Raw genomic sequence first — 17182 nt, 5'->3', positions numbered from 1 at the left:
GCCTGTTGTGTGGACGTAAAGCGTCAGCAGTCCACACAACAGGCGCCGGAGGGCCGAACCCGGCACCACCCACCAAGCGGGCGCCCCCGGCCCTAAACCCCACCCCGCCGAAGGCGAAAAAACAGCAACCCCCACGGCGGGAAAGCCGAAAACGTACGGCTACCCGGCGAAGCCATACGCATTGGCGATCAGCTCGTAAGAGCGGACCCGCGCCGCGCCGCCATGCGCGTTGGACGTGATCATCAGCTCGTCCGCACCCGTCCGCTTGGCGAGGTCGTCGAGGCCCTGGCGGACCTCGTCGGGGGTGCCGTGGACGACGTTGGACAGCCAGCTGTCGACGAAGCCGCGCTCCAGCTCGTTGAAGGCGTACGCCTCGGCCTCCTCGGGGCTGGGGACGAGGCCGGGGCGGCCGGTGCGCAGCCGGACCATCGCGAGCGCGCCGGTCATGACCTGGCGGCGGGCCTCCCGCTCGTCCTCGGCGGCCAGCGCGGAGACGCCGATCAGCGCGTACGGCTCGGCGAGGACCTCGGAGGGACGGAAGGAGGCGCGGTAGAGGTCGAGCGCGGGAAGGGTGTTGGCCGCGGAGAAGTGGTGCGCGAAGGCGAACGGCAGGCCGAGCGAGCCGGCGAGCCGGGCGCTGAAGCCGGAGGAACCGAGCAGCCAGAGGGGCGGGCGGTGCGGGGACTGCACGCCGCCGGGCGAGGTGGCCTGCACCGGTCCCGGCACCGCGTGGATCCGCGCGTACGGATGGCCGTCGGGGAAGGTGTCGTCCAGGAAGCGGGTCAACTCGGCCAGCTGCTGCGGGAAGTCCTCCGCGCCCTCGTTCAGCCGCTCGGTGCGCCGCAGGGCCGCGGCGGTGGCGCCGTCCGTGCCCGGCGCGCGGCCCAGGCCCAGGTCGATCCGGCCGGGGGCCATCGCCTCCAGGGTGCCGAACTGCTCGGCGATGACCAGCGGGGCGTGGTTGGGCAGCATCACGCCGCCGGAGCCGAGCCGGATGCGTTCGGTGTGGGCGGCGACGTGGGCGAGCAGCACCGCGGGTGAGGAGGAGGCCACACCGGGCATGGAGTGGTGCTCGGCGACCCAGTAGCGGTGGAAGCCGCGGCGTTCGGCCGTACGGGCGAGGTCGACGGCGGTGCGGACGGCGCCGGCGGCGGTGTGCCCGGCGCCGACCGTCACCAGGTCGAGCACGGACAGCGGCACGGGCGCGCTGCCGCGGGCCGCGCCGCGTATGCCGTCGCCGTCGTCGTGCTGCGTCGGGCCGCCGGTCCGCTTGTCGTCTTCGCCGCTCACGGTGCGGGTCCTCTCCTCGTGTCGCCGGGTCTGCCCCGGCGACAACCGGAGAGGTGCTCCACTTATTCCCGGGGCGGGCGGCGGCCGCCCCGGAGAATCCCCGTAGGGGAAGACCCTGGTTAGGCGGTGTCCCCCGCGGTCCGCGCGAACAGCGTGCCCAGGGCCGGGCGGCACAGCAGCCGGTCCAGCAGGCGCAGGCCCTCCCAGGCCGTCACCTGATTGGCGGTGAGCACCGGTTTGCGCAGCTCCGCTTCGAGGGCGGGCAGATGGGCGGCGGTGTGCAGGGCGGTATCGGGGAGCAGGACAGCCTCGGCGTCGGGGTGGTCACCGGCCCGGGCGAGCGCGAGGACCTCCTCGCGGCCCCAGGTGCCGACCTCGGCGGCGGTGATGATGCCACTGCCGCGGGTCGAGACCACCTCCGCCCCGGCGGACTTCAAGAACGCCCGGAAGTACTCGGCGACGTCGTCCGGGTAGGTCGCGGCGATCGCCACCCGGCGGGCGCCGAGCGCCTGGAGGGCGTGCGCGAAGGCGAAGGACGTACTGGAGGCGGGCAGGCCGGCGGTGGCGGACAGTTCGCGGACCTGCTCGTGGGCGCCCTCCCAGCCGTAGATGAAGCTGGCGCTGGTGCAGGCCCAGACGACGGCCTGGGCGCCGCGTTCCTTCAGCTCGTCGACGCCGGCCGCCAGCCGGGTCGCGGAGCCCATCTCCAGCAGCGCGTCGGCCCGGTGGGCGTCCTCGCCGATGTCGGTGTGCACGAGCGGCAGGCGGACCGCGCCGCCCAGGAGCGTTTCGAGCCGGGGGTAGTCGTCCTCCGCGGAGTGGCCGGGGTAGAGGAAGCCGACCGATGCCATGCGGGTCTCCCTTGGGTGTGCGGCTGCGGGTACCGGGTGGTGCGCGGGGTCGGGGCGGGCGGTGAGCCGGGGCAGGAGCGCGGCCGGCGCCACGGGCGGCGCCGGCAGCATCCTCGGTACGGTTCCGGGCCGGGTTCGGACCGACCTCAAACCGAGGGCAGCGGGCCCGGATCCTCGGGCGGCGCAAGGGGCGGCTCGACGCCGTCCGGTTCGCCGTCGGGGAGTGCGGGCGGTCCGGCGAACGCGGCCTCCGGGGTCGCCCGCGACCCACCGCCACCCGGCGACAGCGGCCCGCCGCCCGGCGTCAGCGGCCCGCCGCCCGGCGGCTCCCAACCGGTCATCGCGGCCGGTCCACGCCGCGCCACCGGATCGAGCAGTGCCTGGTACGGTCCCACCGCCCGGGCCCCGATGGCGCGCAGCGCCGCCCACATCGTCACCTGATTGGCGGACAGCACCGGCATCCGCAACTCCGCCTCCAGCTGCGGGATGACGTCGTACGTCGGCAGGTTCGTGCAGCTGATGAAGAGGGCGTCGGCGGACCCGACGACGGCCGCCCGGGCCATGTCGACCACGTCGCGGTACGGCACCTTCCAGATGTGCCGGGTCAGGCCGAGGTAGGCCCGGCCGGTGACCGTGATGCCCCCCTCGCCGAGATAGTCCTCCAGGGAGTCGGTGACCGATTTCGTGTACGGGGTGACCACGGCGATCCGCCGTGCGTCGATCTCCCGCAACGCCTCCAGCAGTGCGCCGGAGGTGGTGAGCGAGGGCACGTCCCCCGCCTGTGCCATGGCGGCGCACATCGCCCGCTCGCCCGCCAGCCCGCCGACGAAGCTGCCGGAGGTACAGGCGTAGCAGATGACCTGCGGGGACACCGCGCACAGCGCCTGGACCGCGGCGTCCAGCGTTTCGTGCTCGCTGACCAGCCGGGCCAGGTCGAGGCTCACCTCGACGGGCACGAAGGGGGTTCGGGTGAGGTGGAGGGACACGTCGTCGGGCACCCAGCGCCACAGCTCGCGGTCGAGCGCGAAGTCAAAAGGGGCGACAACGCCCACACCGAGCTGAGGCTGGGGGCCACCCAGAAAAGAGACGTCCATTGAAGGGCCCCTAGAAGAAACGAAGGGCTGGAATGACCAGGCCGGTGGCCGTGGCGGAAGTGCAGCCGGAGCAAGCCGGGACGTCGGGACAGAGCCGTTGTTGACACGGTAGATACGACTTCTTAGCGTGGTCAATCCTCGCATCTCAGGCATCTGTCGGCGCCCTGTTCCAATGAAGTGGGCACACCTTCCGAAACGGTTTCTGGCCATGTCCGAAAGCACCGTCCTCGTCCTCGGATCCGACCCGCCGCCCACGCTCGACCGGCTGACCGGCCGGGCTCGGGTGATCTTCACCGACGAGGCCGGCCTGGCCGGCCGACTCCCCACCGCCGATGTGCTGTTGGCCTGGGACTTCACCTCCGAGGCGATCCGCGAGGCGTGGCCGGAGCGGGGCTCGAAACCGCGCTGGGTGCACACCGCGAGCGCCGGCGTGGACCAGCTGCTGTGCCCGGCACTGATCGCCGACGACACGGTGGTGACCAACGCCCGGGGCGTCTTCGAGCAGCCGATCGCCGAGTACGTCGCCGGCCTGGTGATCGCCATGGCCAAAGATTTCTACGGAAGTTGGGAGCTCCAGCGGCAGCGGCGCTGGCGGCACCGCGAGACGCTGCGGCTGGCCGGCACCCGCGCCGTGGTGGTCGGCTCCGGGCCGATCGGCCGGGCCATCGGGACCACCCTCCTGGCACTGGGTGTCAAGGTCGATCTGGTCGGCCGCCGGGAGCGCCCGGACGATCCGCACTTCGGGCTGGTGCACGCGAGTGACGCGCTCAACGGGCTGCTGCCGCACGCGGATTGGGTGGTCTGCGCGGCGCCGCTGACCGACGCCACCCGGGGCCTGTTCGGCAAGGAGGCGTTCGGCCTGATGCCGCCGCGGGCCCGGTTCGTCAACGTCGGGCGCGGGCCGCTGGTCGTCGAGCCGGACCTGATCGCGGCGCTGCGCGAGTGGCGGATCGCGGCGGCCGCGCTGGACGTCTTCGAGCAGGAGCCGCTGGCCGCGGACAGCCCGCTGTGGGACGTGCCGCACCTGATCGTCTCGCCCCACATGAGCGGCGACACCCTGGGCTGGCGGGACGCGCTGGCCGAGCAGTTCCAGGACAACTTCGACCGCTGGGCGGCCGGCGAGCCGCTCGCCAACGTGGTCGACAAACGGCTCGGGTACGTGCCGGTGCAGTGACGGCGCGGGCCGCCCGCCGCCCGGCGCGGCCGGCCCCGCCCCCGCCCGCCGTCCCGCCCGGGGCGGCCGACGCTCGGAGGACGGATGACCACCGAACCGACCCACCTCGCCGACCTCACCGCCACCCGTCTGACGGCCGGCTACGCCGCCGGTGCCTTCTCCCCCGTCGAGGCCGCCCGGGCCGCCCTGGAACGCGCCGAGGCCGCCCAGGCCGCCACGAACTGCTTCACCCGGATCGACGCGGAGCCGGCGCTGGCCGCGGCCGGGGAGTCGGCGGAGCGCTGGCGCCGGGGGACGCCGGCCGGGCCGCTGGACGGGGTGCCGGTCACCGTCAAGGACCTGATCCTCACCCGGGGCACCCCGACGCTGCGCGGCTCGCGGACCGTGCGGGCCGAGGGGCCGTGGGAGGAGGACGCGCCGTCGGTGGCCCGGCTGCGCGAGTCCGGTGCGGTGTTCCTCGGCAAGACCACCACCCCGGAGTTCGGCTGGAAGGGCGTCACCGACTCACCGCGGCACGGGGTGACCGGCAATCCGTACGATCCGCGGCGCACCTCGGGCGGGTCCAGCGGCGGCAGCGCGGCGGCGGTGGCGCTGGGCGCCGGGCCGCTGAGCCTGGGCACCGACGGCGGCGGATCGGTGCGCATCCCCGCGTCGTTCTGCGGGATCTTCGCGCTGAAGGCGACCTACGGGCGGGTGCCGCTGTATCCGGCGAGCCCCTTCGGGACGCTGGCGCACGTCGGGCCGATGACCCGGGACGCGGCCGACGCGGCACTGATGCTGGACGTGATCGGCGGCGCGGACTGGCGGGACTGGTCCCAGCTCGGGCCCGCCACGGGCTCGTTCCGGGCGGCGCTCACCGGCCCGGTCGCCGGACTGCGGGTGGCCTACAGCCCGTCACTCGGCTGGGACGTGCCGGTGGCCCCCGAGGTGGCGGCCGCGGTCCGGTCGGCCGTGGAGGTGCTCGCCGGGCTCGGCGCGCACGTCGAGGAGGCCGACCCGGGCATCGCGGACCCGGTGGCGGCCTTCCACGTCCTGTGGTTCAGCGGGGCGGCCCGGGTCGTCGAGCACCTCGACGAGGCGGACCGGGCGCTGCTCGACCCGGGGCTCGCGGAGATCGTCGCGCAGGGCGCCGGATACAGCGCGCTGGACTATCTGGCGGCGGTCGACACGCGGATGGCGCTGGGGCAGGCGATGGGCCGCTTCCACGACACCTACGACCTGCTGGTGACCCCGACCGAACCGATCACCGCCTTCGAGGCGGGCGCCGAGGTGCCCGCCGGATCCGGCCACACCCGCTGGACCGGCTGGACGCCGTTCACCTACCCGTTCAACATGACCCAGCAGCCCGCGGCGACCGTGCCGTGCGGGGTGGACGGCGCCGGGCTGCCCATCGGCGTGCAGCTGGTCGGCGCGCGGCACGCCGACGCGCTCGTGCTGCGCGCCGCGCACGCCCTCTACGAGGCGGGGGCCGCGGCGATCCCCGCACCCCCGGCCCCGTAGGAGCGCCGGCCGGCGACGGTCCCTCAGGCGCGCCGGAAGGAGAGGGTCTCCCCCAGGGCGCCGGCCCGCCAGAGGTCCTGGCAGGCGTCCGCCATCCGGTCCAGGCCGTCGACGACGCTGCCCCACACGATGCCCGGCACCCAGCCCGCATCACCGTTGATCAGCAGGTTGTTCCGCTCGTAGAACAGCGCCAGGTCGACGACGGTGGCGCGGCCGCGGTGCTTGGCCCCGCGCTCGTAGCCGTAGGAGGCGGTGCCCAACTGGGTGTCGCTGAAGGTGAAGTAGCACAGGTCGCCGGGGATCGGGGTGATCGTCGGGTTCTCCAGCGGCGGCTCCTCCGGCGCGAACGGCTCGACGAGGGCGTAGATCTCATTGCGGGCGTACTTGGCGTGGTAGACGTCGCCGCCGAGCGGGAGGGCGTCCCACACGGCGTCGCAGGTGATCGGAGCGCGGTCGTCGAGCAACTTGGCCGTGCAGCTGACGCCGCGCTTGTCCAACGAGACTTCGATGAAGCGATCGGTCATGCTCAGATCGTAGGGGGGCAATACCGGCGTACGGAACACTACGGACCAGCAGGGAACATGAACGGAACACGCCCCGGACGGGCTTGCATCAAGGACCGGAAACGATCGGCATATCCGCCCGGTGTTCGGGTAGCCGCGCGCCCATGGCTCCACCACCATGGAACACCTCAAAAATGACCGGCACATTGCCACGCGGCATCGGCCGCCGATCGCTGCTCGCGGGGGTGGCAGCGCTCGGCGCCGGTGCCCTCGGAGCGACCGCGGGCTGCTCCCGGGTCGACATCAGCGGCGCGACCGACGGCGGACACCTCCTCGACGACCTGCGCAGCAAGGGCACCGTCCGGATGGGCATCGCCAGTGAGCCGCCCTACGCCTCCATCAACAGCAAGGGCGAGCTGACCGGCGAGGCCCCCGCCGTCGCCAAGACCATCTTCCAGCGGCTCGGCGTCCGGCATTTCGAGCCGGTGCCGGTCGAATTCGGCGCCCTGGTGCCCGGGCTGCACTCCTTCCAGTACGACGTGATCGTCGCGGGCATGTTCATCAACAAGGCCCGCTGCCAGGCCGTGCTGTTCTCCGACCCGGATTACGAGTCGAAGGACTCCTTCCTCGTCGCCAAGGGCAATCCGCACAAGATCAAGGACTATCCGGACGTCGCCAAGCGCGGCCTGCGCATGGGCACCGGAATCGGCTACGCGGAGATCGACTACGCGGTCGGCAACGGCGTCCACAAAGGCGACATCCAGACCTACGGCGACCAGATCGCCGGAATGGAGGCGCTGGAGGCCGGCCGCATCGACTGCTTCGCCGGCACCGCCCTGACCATGATCGAGGCGCTCAAGACCGGCCAGCACCCCAAGGTCGAGATGACCCCGCCCTTCACCCCGAAGGTCGACGGCAAACTCCAGCGCGACGGCGGCGGCTACGGATTCCGCATCGGCGAGACGAAGCTCCGCGACGCCTTCAACCGCGAACTCCACAAGATGAAGAAGAGCGGCGAACTCCTGCGGATCGCCGAACCGTACGGATTCACCGAGGAGTTCATGACCGACCTCACGGCGAAGGAGCTCTGCAAGAAGTGACCTCTGCGCTGTGGGAACTCTTCCTGAAAGGGCTGTGGATCACCGTCCAGCTGATGGTCTACAGCGCCGCCCTCGCCGCCACCGTCGCCTTCGGCATCGGCCTCGCCCGCACCTCGCGCTTCTGGATCGTGCGCTTCCTGTCCGGCGTCTACGTGGAATTCTTCCGCGGCACCTCGGCGCTGGTCCTGATGTTCTGGCTGTTCTTCGCACTGCCCCTGCTCGGCTGGCAGCTCGTCGGCATCTGGGCGGGCACCCTGGCGCTCGGCCTGTCGTACGGCGCGTACGGCTCCGAGATCGTCCGCGGCGCCGTCCAGGCCGTGGCACCCGCCCAGCGCGAGGCGGCCATCGCGCTGAGCTTCTCGCCCTGGCAGCGGCTGCGGAAGGTGATACTTCCGCAGGCCGTGCCCGAGATGATGCCGCCGTTCAACAACCTGCTGATCGAGCTCCTCAAGGGCACCGCGCTGGCCTCGCTGCTGTCGATCGGTGAGCTCACCTTCCAGGCCAAGCTGGCCCGGCTGTCGACCGGCCAGAGCGCCCAGGTCTACGGCATCATCCTCGTCCTGTACTTCGCGGTCGCGTTCGTGGTGACCCGGATCATGCGGCTGCTGGAACGCCGCGCCAAGGCCTCGGTCGGCCGGGCGGTGCCCCGCGGCGAGGGCTGGTTCTCCCGCAAACTGCCCGTCGAACAGCAGGGCCCCGAGGCGCTGGCCACCGGAGGAAAGCCGTGAACAACTGGTCATGGAGCTACGTCGGCGACATCATGCCCGACCTCCTCAAGGGCCTGTGGATCACCGTCCAGGCGACGATCTACGGCTCCCTCGTCTCGTTCGCCCTCGGCCTGGTGTGGGCGCTGCTGCTGCGCTCCCCGAGCCGCTGGGTGACCTGGCCGGTCAGCATCGTCGTCGAGTTCATCCGCAACACCCCGCTGCTGGTGCAGCTGTTCTTCCTGTTCTTCGTCCTGCCGAGCTGGGGCCTGACGTTCGCGCCGCTCACCACCGGCGTGATCGGCCTGGGCCTGCACTACTCGACGTACACCTCCGAGGTCTACCGCGCCGGCATCGACGGCGTCCCGCCCGGCCAGTGGGAGGCGGCCACCGCACTGAACCTGCCGCGCCGGCGCACCTGGATCGCGGTGATCCTGCCGCAGGCGTTCCGCCGCGTCGTCCCCGCGCTCGGCAACTACGTCATCGCGATGTTCAAGGACACGCCGATGCTGGCCGGCATCACCGTCGCCGACATGCTCTTCCAGGCGAACAGCATCAGCGCGACCACCTTCGACTACCTGGAGCCGATCACCGTCGTCGGCATCCTCTTCGTGGTCATCTCCTACCCCACCTCCCTCCTCCTGCGAGCCCTGGAGCGTCGTCTTGTCCGCTGACCGCACACCGCCGAACGACCAGGCCAGCCCCGCGGACGGGGGCTCTTCCCGCACGAAGACGCAGGGAGACGCCGAACTGATCCGCTTCGACAGCGTCACCAAGCGGTTCGGCACCCACACCGTGCTCGACTCGCTGGACATGACCGTCTACTCCGGCAAGCACGTCACCCTCATCGGCCCGTCCGGATCCGGCAAGACCACGATCCTGCGGCTGCTGATGACGCTGCTGAAGCCGGACGAGGGCACCATCAAGGTCGGCCCGCACTTCCTGACCCACGAGGAGAAGGCCGGCAAGCTCGTCCCCGCCGGGGAGAAGCACATCCGCGAGGTCCGCAAGAACATCGGGATGGTCTTCCAGCAGTTCAACCTCTTCCCCAACATGAAGGTGCTGCGGAACATCACCGAGGCACCGGTGCACGTCCTCGGCCTCGACAAGGACGCCGCCGAGGAGCGCGCCCGCGAACTGCTCGACCTCGTCGGCCTGACCGAGCACCTCGACAAGTACCCCACCCAGCTCTCCGGCGGCCAGCAGCAGCGGGTGGCGATCGCTCGCGCCCTGGCGATGCGCCCGCAGGTGCTGCTGCTGGACGAGGTCACCTCGGCCCTCGACCCGGAACTGGTCGCCGGCGTCCTGGACGTGCTGCGCGACATCGCGCACACCACGGACATCACCATGCTGTGCGTCACCCACGAGATGAACTTCGCCCGGGACATCTCCGACTGCGTGATGATGTTCGACTCGGGACGGGTCATCGAATTCGGCCCGCCGGAGCAGATCTTCAGCGAGCCGGAACACGAACGCACCCGGGAATTCCTGAGCGCCGTGCTGTGACCGCGCCGCGCAGCGCACCGGGAGGTTCTGTGAAAACCCGGTGACCGGAGTCGTGTTCAGGTGGTGTGCCCCGCTTCTCCGGGGCGCACCACCTTTCCCATTTCCGCACACCGGCACCCTTGCCCGCCGAATCCCGCAATATCACCCGACCCGGACCGGCGCGATCAGCTCAACAGTTCCTCAACTCCCCGCCCTATGGCCGAAAACACGTCTAGCGTCTACCGTTCCAGCACTGCCTGCGCGACGTACCTGACGCCACCTCATGACCAGGGTGGACGAACGGAGTCGGTCCGTCCCAGGTGTCTGTCCGCAGGAATTGCGACGGGGTCCCTTTTTCATGGGAAGGACAGTGGAGACGTGGACGTCTCATTTTCCGCCACATCAGTCGGCGCCCAGCGAAGAACATCCGGCACCACCCGCCCCGCCCGGCCCGATTTCCCTCCTGGTGCATTCCCGAGGAGCTGATGTGAGCACGCACACCCAGGAGCCGCCGGTCCGTCATCCGGACGCCTACGCGGTGGTCGTCGCCGACACCGTCGACGACGTCGAGCACCTCAACGAACTGCTGCACAGCAATCTGCCGGTCCTCCTCGTCCGCGACCTGGACCAGGCCCGACGCCTGATGGACGGCGATCCGCCGGCGGACCCGGTCCGGCGGCCGGCCCCGCTCCGGGTCAGCCATCTGGAGATCCGGCCGGACGAGCAACGGGCGCTGTGGCGCGGCGTTCCGCTGGAACTGACCGCCCAGGAGACCGGGCTGCTGGCCCGCCTCGCCCGCGAGGACACCGGCGTGGTGTCGTTCCCGCAACTCGTCAGGGACGTCTGGGGAGCGTCCTGCGGGGTGGACACCACAGTGATCCACAGCGCGGTACGCCGCCTGCGCCGGAAGCTGGAACAGGCCGGCGTCGACGTGGGCATCGCCTCGGTCCGCGGCTACGGACTGCGGCTCGCGCCCCCGGCCCGAAAGCCGTCAGCGAACTGACATCGAACCGACATTGGCCGCCCCGCCGGCCTGTTCAAGACTGAAGGCGATTCACCGGCGGGGACGCCGCCCGGCCGACGAAGAACCGAAGGGGGATACAGATGCGCGTTCACCAGGCGACCCGCGCACTCCTCGTGAGTGCCGCCGCCGTGAGCATTCTCGGTACGACGGGAATGGCGTCGGGGACCGCCCTCGCCGCTGACCACGGGGCCGCGGTGCAGAAGAAGAGCTGCAAGGTCTCCGCGTACACCGACCGGGTCGACCGGAAGACCGACAAGTTCGGCAGCGGCGCGATCAAGTGCAACTACAAGCCCGCCTACACCAAGTTCACCGTCACCCTCTACAAGGGCAAGAAGAAAATGGCGACGGCCCATTGCGCGAGCCACGGCAGGTCCTGTTACAAGTCGACCCGCGAGGTCAAGGACGACATGCCCGTGCAGAAGTGGCGCACGAAGGTCACCGCCTCGTGGGGCAGGGGCCTGCACAAGACCGTGTGGAGCACGCCGCTCTACGGCTGAGCCGCCCCGACGCACGACCCGGCCGCTGACCACGGCCGCCGACCACCACCTCACGACCAGCGAAGGCAGATACGTATGCGCAGGATCATTGCGGGCGCCGCGGGGGCCGCACTCGCCGCCACCGCCCTGGTGGGCGCCCTTCCGGGCGCCGCCTCGGCCACCGGCAGCGACGTCCACGCCCAGAAGAAGGTCTACAGCCAGAAGGCGAAGCCGACGGGCCGGTCGACCAGGTTCGACCCCTACTGCAACACCGTCTCCAACGGCCGGAAACAGGCGGGCATGGCGTGCTTCCGGGCCAAGGGCGACCGGGTCTGGATCAAGGACACCCTCAAGGACGGCCTGCGGGTCGAGGTCCGCGGCACGGTCAACTCCAAGGGCCAGCCCGGCTACCGGTGTTACGGCAACTACAAGGGCGGCTGGCAGGTCTGCAACTTCGACCGCCAGATGGCCGAGAAGCACGTCTTCCTGTGGTACGTGAGCACATGGAAGGGCAACAAGATCAAGTGGACCAGCGACGAGAAGATGCTCAGGACGTCCTGAGAGAGATGCTCGGAGATGCTCGGGCGTCCTGAGGGAGATGCTCGGGGCGTCCTGAGGGAGATCTTTCAGGACGTCCTGAGCGCCTCGCCGGCCCCGTCGGCGCGACGGGCCGGCGGCCCCGCCCGGCGCCGCGGCGGCACCCTCCGCCGCACCGCTGACGGCCCCGCCGGCCCGCCCCGTCCCACCTTCGGCCTGCTACGAGCCTGCTACCGGCCATGAGTTGGCCGAATCCGATCGCTATCCCCTGCCTCCCGGGGCCCTCCCCCGCCGGCCCCGGCGGCGGCCGGGTGCCACCGGGGCAATCCTGCCCCGGGGCCTCGCCCTCGTGACCTTGGCATATGCCAGAGTCTCTAGCCGCAGTACAGAAAACTGAAGCCCACCTCTTTTCGGTCAAGACCCCCTCCATCGAGGGCCGTTGGCCGCTATCGTGATAGCAGCCCCGTTGTCCGGGATCGGTCGTCCATGACGTCGTCCGGCCTGCCCACGGCGGTGACGACGCAAGCGGTACCAACCTGCTAGGGGGACACCGTGGCGCTGAAGCCCGAGCCGACCGCGCCGTTCCATTCGGTGCAGTACGCCCTTCGCGTGCTCGAAACGATCTCCAGGCACGCCGATGGCGTGACCGATGTGCAGATCGCCCGGGAAACCGGCCTGTCCCCGGGCCAGCTGGCCCACCTCCTGTCGATGCTGCGGCGCGAGGGCTATGTCGAGCAGGTCGCCGACGGCGCGTACGTCGTCGGCGAATCGCTCCTGCTGCTGGGCTCCGGCGGCAACCGCGAGCAGGCGCTGCGCGACAAGCTGCAGCGCACCCTCGATCAGCTGCGGGACTCGGTCGGTGCGGCGGTCTACATCAGCCGGTACATCGACGGCGAGGTCAAGATCCTGCACTACGCCGACGGGCCGCTGGCGCCGAAGGTCAACGAGTGGGCCGAGTTCCGCCGTACGGCACACGCCAGCGCGGTCGGCAAATGCCTGCTCGCGCAGCTCGACCACGACGGCCGCAAGGACCACCTCTCACGCCACAAGACCGCCCGGCTCACGTCCCGGACGATCACCAACGAGAAGGTGCTCTTCCACAAGCTCGACAGCCAGCCGCCCACGGTCCCCGTCCTGGACCTCCAGGAGTACGCCGTCGGCACGGTCTGCGCCGCCGTACCGATCACGGCCGGTTCGACGGTGGGCTGCCTCGCCCTGTCGATGCCCCTGGAACACGCCCACCGCCTCCGCCAGGCCGCCGACACCCTCAACCGCAAGGCCGCGCCGGTCCTGCTGTCGTTGGCGATCTGATTGGGGGGGAATCCTGATTGGGGGAATCCTGATCAGGGGGGAACCCTGATCAGGGGGGGAACCCTGATCGGGGGGGAACCCTGATCAGGGTGGAGGGAAGGGGCGGGGCATTGCGCAAGGCCGCATTCCTGCCGGAAGGTCGGCCGGGGCGCCCCCGCGGGCCGGCGCTCTCGGCAGGTGGTCAGGAGCACCCCTCTCGACCAGGTAGTATTTCTTTCGTCAGCGCGCGCCGCTAGCTCAGTTGGTTAGAGCAGCTGACTCTTAATCAGCGGGTCCGGGGTTCGAGTCCCTGGCGGCGCACGTAGGAAGTGGGCGCCCTCGGTTTCCGGGGGCGCCCACTTCGTTATGCCTGTGGCTGTACCGGTGGCTATGTCCGTGCCTATGCCTGTACCTATGCCTGCGCCCTGTGCCTATGCCTATGTCTCCGGGCCGCGGATGGCGGATGGCGGATGGCGGATGGCGGATGGCGGATGGCGGACAAGGGGGGCACGGAGAGCAGCAGGCAGGCGCGCGGCCCGTGGCGATATGAGCCGCGTCACGCGTACGGGTGGTGTCCGATGGAACCCCGCACACGCGGTCACTCTCGGCACGCCCGCTCACCGCTCCAGCAACGCCAGCCGGTCGTGCTCGCGGTAGACATCCAGCAGCGCGTCCCGGTCCTCCGCCGTAAACCTCCGGTATCCCAGGTGGCCCAGGTGGCCCAGGTCCCCCGACCCGACCGCGCCCTGCCCTCTCCCCCGCCGCCCCATCGGCCTCCACCACACCGGGTCCGGGCAGCGGAAGCCGGCGCGGCGCAGCGCGACCCGGTGCACCTTGTTGGTGGCGGTGACCGGCAGCGCCGCCACCGTCCGTACGAACCGGGGCGCCATCTTCGTCCCGAGGTCGGGCTGCGCGGCGAGGAAGGCCGCGAAGTCCTCCGGGTCGAATCCGGCCCCGTCGCGTAGCGAGAGGGCCGCCATCACCTGGTCCCCGGCCACCGGGTCGGGCACGGCGTACACCGCGGCCCCCGTAATCGGGGCGTACCGGGCGAGGATGTTCTCGATCACCGCGGCGGCCAGGTTCTCGCTGTCGACACGCAGCCGGTCGTCGGTCCGCCCGGCGAAGTGGAAGAACCCCTCGGTGTCCCGGAAAAAGAGGTCACCGGTCCAGTACCAGCCCGCCCCGACCCGCCCTCCGGTGGACCCGCCGCGCATGCGGTCCGCGGTCGCCTCGGGGTTGCGCCAGTAGCCCTCGAAGGAGCTGCGGCCCCGGTTGACCAGCTCGCCGATCGCCTCCTCCCCGTTGAGCAGCCGGCCGGCCGCGTCGAGCCGGGCGCGCGGCAGTTCGGCACCGGTCTCCGGGTCGACGACGGCGAGATCGTCGCCGGGGGCGGGGCGGCCGATGGCGCCGGGCGGGGTGTCCGGGGTGCGCTGGATCGCCGCGCCGCCCTCGGACGAGCCGTACCCCTCTATCAGGCGCACGCCGAATCGCTCCGCGAACCGGGCGACGTCGACGGCGCCCGCCTCGGTGCCGAACCCGGTACGCAGCGGGTGATCACGGTCGTCGGGGGCGGGCGGGGTGGCGAGCAGATACTGCACGGCGCGCCCGACGTAGGTGAAGTACGTGGCGCGGTAGCGGCGCACGTCGGGGAGGAAGGCGGAGGCCGAGAAGCGGCGGCGCAGCGCGATGCCCGCGCCGCCGGCCAGCGCGGGGGCCCAGCCGGCGATCACGGCGTTGCCGTGGAACATCGGCATGCAGAGGTAGTGCACGTCGTCCCGCCGCACCCCGAGGAAGTCGACGAGCGAACGGCCGGCGGCGGCCAGCCGGCCCTGGGTGCAGACGGCGGCCTTGGGCGCGCCGGTGGAACCGGAGGTGAAGTAGAGCAGCATCCGCGTTCCCGGCTCCACGCCCCGCCGCCCCGCGACCGGCAGGGTGCCGTCCATGGGCGAGACGCCTTCGTACGGGCGCAGCAGCTCCTCATACGCTGGGTCGTCGACGATCAGAACCCGCTCGGCGAACGGAATGCCGAGATCCATTCCGGCCAGCAACGGCACGTAGGCGCGCTCGGTGATCAGCAACGCGCACTCGGTGTGCCGGATGTCGCGCAGCAGCTCGGGGCCGCGTCGCGTGGGGTTGATCCCGGCCACGGCGGCTCCGGCGAGGGCCGCCGCGCTCAGCCACAGCGGGTACTCGAGGACGTTGTCGAGCAGCACACCGATGTGCGGTTCCGCCCCGCGCGGCAACAGCTCGCCCAGCAGCGCGGCCCGCGCCGCGGCACCCGCCGCCAGCTCGTGGTGCGTCAGCACCCGTTCCCCGCACCGCGCCCCGACCCGGCGATCCCCCCACTGCCCCTGCACCAGCTCGGCGACGGTCCCCGCGCCGCGCCCGCCCTCCCCATCGCCCCCACTGTTGCCCGCTCCCTTGACCTTGCCCTTGACCTTTCCACTTCCGCTGCCACTGCCACTGACCTTGCCTTTGGCCACCGTCATGCGGCCGCACTGTAACTGACACTACGTCAGCTTCCTACCCCTACCGCCCGGCGCGACGACCCACAACCACCGGCCTGCCCCCACCCGCCCTCAACCCGTGGCACGACACCCCACCTCCCACACAACCAACCCGTGGCACGACACCCCACCCCCGCACAACCAACCCGTGGTACGAGCCCCACCCCCCACACAACCAACCCGTGGTGCGACGTCGCCAATCCCCCGCCTCCGTAACGTAATTAACGCCTCCCCGACGGAAGTCGGGGAGGCATCAGGGGCAGGAACACCCACAGCGAGAGGAGCGGATCAGCAATGGCAGCCACCACTCAGAAGGAGAGGCAGTTCACGACAGGTCGACGTCCGAGCAGGCGTAGAAGGCATTGCCGGTGTCGGCGATGTTCCAGACCCCCAGGATGATGTGGCGGCCCGACTTCTGCGTGGGGACCGTGCCCTGATGCTGGACGGTCTCCCCAGGCCGGGCGCCGCCCATGGGGACCGTCATGAACGGCTCGGGCTCGAGGTCCGCGCGGGTGAGGGGCTTGGAGGGGTCGTAGCCGTCCTTGGTGATGAAGTACTCGAAGTCCGTGGTGGCGTGCCGTGCGGTGAGCCGCCAGGTGAAGGTGTAGCCCTGCCCCGGAGTGAGCTTGGTGCCGGGCCACTTGCCGCCACGGGGGTCGTCGAGCTGGGCGAAGTTGTCGTGGCCGCCGGAGCAGATCTTGCCGTCCGCGGGACCTGCGGCGGGGAAGCCCTTGGGCCCCTCGACACTCTGCGGCTCGTACTGAATCGCGCCGCAGTCCTTGACGGTGCCGTTGGCGCAGAGCACCTGCCGGCTCGGCGGCGCGTCGCTGTAGCCGTGACTGGAGGCGCTGCCCGTCGAGAGCAACGAGACACCGATGACGCCGAGCCCGATGACGGCAGCACTGATCTTTTTACGCATGCTTCGCTCCTGAAGAACGTGGGGGGAGTTCCGTGAGCTGAGTGAAGTGAGCCGAGTGAAGCGCCGTGCGGTCTAGACCAAACGGCAGACTAATAACGGGGGTTGGGCATGTCCAGACCAATGCATGACTGGATCTCGGCGGTCACCGGATCGGTTCGGATCGGGACGGATCGGTGATCGGGGGGGAGGTCGGCCACTGGGTCGATACGGGTGGCCGGCTCGGGGCTGGGTCACCGGGTCGGGGCGGGTCACCGAGCCAGGGCGAGTCACCGAGCCGGGACGAGTCACCGAGCCAGGGCGGGTCATCGGAAGGTAGGCCGGTCACAAGTCGTCGATGTGGGTTACCAGCTCGGGGCAAGTAGCCGGAAGCGCGGCGGTCCCGGGGCCGAGACGGGTGACCAGGGCCGGGGGCCAGGGCGGGGCGGCTGACCGGGCCGATACAGATCGATGCGGACGGCGGTTCGACGCGGGCGTTGGAGACGGCATGCGTGGCGGATCGGCTCAGGCAGCGGATCGGGCGGGTGGCGGATCGGGGCGGGTGGCGGAACAGCTCAGGCAGCGGATCAGCTCAGGTGGCGGATTGGCGCGGGGCGGCGGCGACGCGGGTGTCCGGTCGGTGTGATGGCTGGCTCGACGCGGCTGTCCAGTCGGTGTGGCGGCTGGCTCGACGCGGTCACCTGATCGACGGTGACCAGGCCAATGTCCAGATCGAGGGGTGGGGAGGGGCG

General features: G+C 71.0%; 16 protein-coding genes and 1 tRNA gene. 11 read left to right on the top strand and 6 right to left on the bottom strand.

Annotated features, from left to right (window positions below):
- Nucleotides 1-159: 159 nt before the first annotated feature.
- From V2J85_RS39965 to V2J85_RS39955, 3 genes are all read right to left on the bottom strand, one after another.
- On the bottom strand, nucleotides 160-1290 hold the full coding sequence (locus tag V2J85_RS39965) for an LLM class flavin-dependent oxidoreductase (RefSeq protein WP_330824319.1): 1131 nt from the start codon (nucleotides 1288-1290) through the stop codon (nucleotides 160-162).
- Nucleotides 1291-1409: 119 nt separating this feature from the next.
- Entirely contained in the window at nucleotides 1410-2141 is a 732-nt protein-coding gene (locus V2J85_RS39960; RefSeq protein WP_261951273.1) for a maleate cis-trans isomerase family protein, read from the bottom strand.
- Between the two features lie 146 nt (nucleotides 2142-2287).
- A complete protein-coding gene (locus tag V2J85_RS39955) occupies nucleotides 2288-3235 on the bottom strand; it encodes a maleate cis-trans isomerase family protein (RefSeq protein WP_330824318.1) in 948 nt (315 codons plus the stop codon).
- 208 nt (nucleotides 3236-3443) lie between these two features.
- Between V2J85_RS39955 and V2J85_RS39950 the strand changes: the two genes are divergently transcribed.
- Nucleotides 3444-4409 (top strand): D-2-hydroxyacid dehydrogenase, encoded by a 966-nt coding sequence (locus V2J85_RS39950; protein WP_330824317.1) that lies wholly within the window; start codon nucleotides 3444-3446, stop codon nucleotides 4407-4409.
- An 84-nt stretch (nucleotides 4410-4493) separates the two neighbouring features.
- The gene (locus V2J85_RS39945; protein ID WP_330824316.1) at nucleotides 4494-5909 is read left to right on the top strand and encodes an amidase; all 1416 of its coding nucleotides are present in this window, start codon (nucleotides 4494-4496) and stop codon (nucleotides 5907-5909) included.
- 23 nt (nucleotides 5910-5932) lie between these two features.
- Here V2J85_RS39945 and V2J85_RS39940 read toward each other — a convergent pair whose 3' ends face one another.
- Nucleotides 5933-6433, bottom strand: coding sequence for a DUF3830 family protein (locus tag V2J85_RS39940; RefSeq protein WP_261951269.1), 501 nt, complete (start codon nucleotides 6431-6433; stop codon nucleotides 5933-5935).
- A gap of 143 nt (nucleotides 6434-6576) precedes the next feature.
- Here V2J85_RS39940 and ehuB point away from each other — a divergent pair, with 143 nt between their 5' ends.
- The 9 genes from ehuB to V2J85_RS39895 all read left to right on the top strand — a co-directional run bounded on the left by ehuB (nucleotide 6577) and on the right by V2J85_RS39895 (nucleotide 13349).
- The gene (ehuB, locus tag V2J85_RS39935; protein ID WP_419836883.1) at nucleotides 6577-7512 is read left to right on the top strand and encodes an ectoine/hydroxyectoine ABC transporter substrate-binding protein EhuB; all 936 of its coding nucleotides are present in this window, start codon (nucleotides 6577-6579) and stop codon (nucleotides 7510-7512) included.
- Entirely contained in the window at nucleotides 7509-8240 is a 732-nt protein-coding gene (gene ehuC / locus V2J85_RS39930) for an ectoine/hydroxyectoine ABC transporter permease subunit EhuC (protein WP_261951267.1), read from the top strand. Before ehuB ends, ehuC begins: the two co-directional genes overlap by 4 nt.
- 32 nt (nucleotides 8241-8272) lie before the next feature.
- Nucleotides 8273-8890, top strand: a complete 618-nt coding sequence (gene ehuD / locus V2J85_RS39925; RefSeq protein ID WP_261957112.1) for an ectoine/hydroxyectoine ABC transporter permease subunit EhuD — start codon at nucleotides 8273-8275, stop codon at nucleotides 8888-8890.
- Nucleotides 8880-9722 carry an ectoine/hydroxyectoine ABC transporter ATP-binding protein EhuA gene (gene ehuA, locus V2J85_RS39920; RefSeq protein ID WP_410011135.1) on the top strand — a complete coding sequence of 281 codons (843 nt, stop codon included), beginning with the start codon at nucleotides 8880-8882 and terminating at the stop codon, nucleotides 9720-9722. The genes ehuD and ehuA overlap by 11 nt, the downstream gene beginning before the upstream one ends.
- A gap of 466 nt (nucleotides 9723-10188) precedes the next feature.
- A complete protein-coding gene (locus V2J85_RS39915) occupies nucleotides 10189-10704 on the top strand; it encodes a winged helix-turn-helix domain-containing protein (RefSeq protein ID WP_330824314.1) in 516 nt (171 codons plus the stop codon).
- 101 nt (nucleotides 10705-10805) lie between these two features.
- Nucleotides 10806-11222: a hypothetical protein gene (locus V2J85_RS39910; protein ID WP_261951265.1), complete on the top strand. Its 417-nt coding sequence runs from the start codon at nucleotides 10806-10808 to the stop codon at nucleotides 11220-11222.
- Between the two features lie 75 nt (nucleotides 11223-11297).
- Nucleotides 11298-11762 (top strand): hypothetical protein, encoded by a 465-nt coding sequence (locus V2J85_RS39905; RefSeq protein ID WP_261951264.1) that lies wholly within the window; start codon nucleotides 11298-11300, stop codon nucleotides 11760-11762.
- A 528-nt stretch (nucleotides 11763-12290) separates the two neighbouring features.
- Entirely contained in the window at nucleotides 12291-13049 is a 759-nt protein-coding gene (locus V2J85_RS39900) for an IclR family transcriptional regulator (protein WP_261951263.1), read from the top strand.
- A 226-nt stretch (nucleotides 13050-13275) separates the two neighbouring features.
- Nucleotides 13276-13349 (top strand) — tRNA-Lys (locus V2J85_RS39895).
- 296 nt (nucleotides 13350-13645) lie between these two features.
- On the opposite strand, the gene V2J85_RS39890 is transcribed toward V2J85_RS39895, so the two are convergent.
- Both V2J85_RS39890 and V2J85_RS39885 read right to left on the bottom strand, forming a co-directional pair.
- Nucleotides 13646-15517, bottom strand: coding sequence for an AMP-binding protein (locus V2J85_RS39890; RefSeq protein ID WP_330824313.1), 1872 nt, complete (start codon nucleotides 15515-15517; stop codon nucleotides 13646-13648).
- A gap of 343 nt (nucleotides 15518-15860) precedes the next feature.
- On the bottom strand, nucleotides 15861-16454 hold the full coding sequence (locus V2J85_RS39885) for a lytic polysaccharide monooxygenase auxiliary activity family 9 protein (RefSeq protein ID WP_330824312.1): 594 nt from the start codon (nucleotides 16452-16454) through the stop codon (nucleotides 15861-15863).
- Nucleotides 16455-17182 lie beyond the last annotated feature (728 nt).

This window comes from Streptomyces bugieae, assembly GCF_036352915.1.
Lineage (GTDB): Bacteria > Actinomycetota > Actinomycetes > Streptomycetales > Streptomycetaceae > Streptomyces > Streptomyces endophytica.
This window is presented reverse-complemented; position numbering and strand designations above follow the sequence as displayed.

Bases quoted from the DNA above. Each gene is read 5' to 3' on its own strand.
- V2J85_RS39960 (WP_261951273.1), bottom strand. From the start codon at position 2,141: ATGGCATCGGTCGGCTTCCTCTACCCCGGCCACTCCGCGGAGGACGAC.
- V2J85_RS39955 (WP_330824318.1), bottom strand. From the start codon at position 3,235: ATGGACGTCTCTTTTCTGGGTGGCCCCCAGCCTCAGCTCGGTGTGGGC.
- V2J85_RS39950 (WP_330824317.1), top strand. From the start codon at position 3,444: ATGTCCGAAAGCACCGTCCTCGTCCTCGGATCCGACCCGCCGCCCACG.
- V2J85_RS39945 (WP_330824316.1), top strand. From the start codon at position 4,494: ATGACCACCGAACCGACCCACCTCGCCGACCTCACCGCCACCCGTCTG.
- V2J85_RS39940 (WP_261951269.1), bottom strand. From the start codon at position 6,433: ATGACCGATCGCTTCATCGAAGTCTCGTTGGACAAGCGCGGCGTCAGC.
- ehuB (WP_419836883.1), top strand. From the start codon at position 6,577: ATGGCTCCACCACCATGGAACACCTCAAAAATGACCGGCACATTGCCA.
- ehuD (WP_261957112.1), top strand. From the start codon at position 8,273: ATGCCCGACCTCCTCAAGGGCCTGTGGATCACCGTCCAGGCGACGATC.
- V2J85_RS39910 (WP_261951265.1), top strand. From the start codon at position 10,806: ATGCGCGTTCACCAGGCGACCCGCGCACTCCTCGTGAGTGCCGCCGCC.
- V2J85_RS39905 (WP_261951264.1), top strand. From the start codon at position 11,298: ATGCGCAGGATCATTGCGGGCGCCGCGGGGGCCGCACTCGCCGCCACC.
- V2J85_RS39890 (WP_330824313.1), bottom strand. From the start codon at position 15,517: ATGACGGTGGCCAAAGGCAAGGTCAGTGGCAGTGGCAGCGGAAGTGGA.
- V2J85_RS39885 (WP_330824312.1), bottom strand. From the start codon at position 16,454: ATGCGTAAAAAGATCAGTGCTGCCGTCATCGGGCTCGGCGTCATCGGT.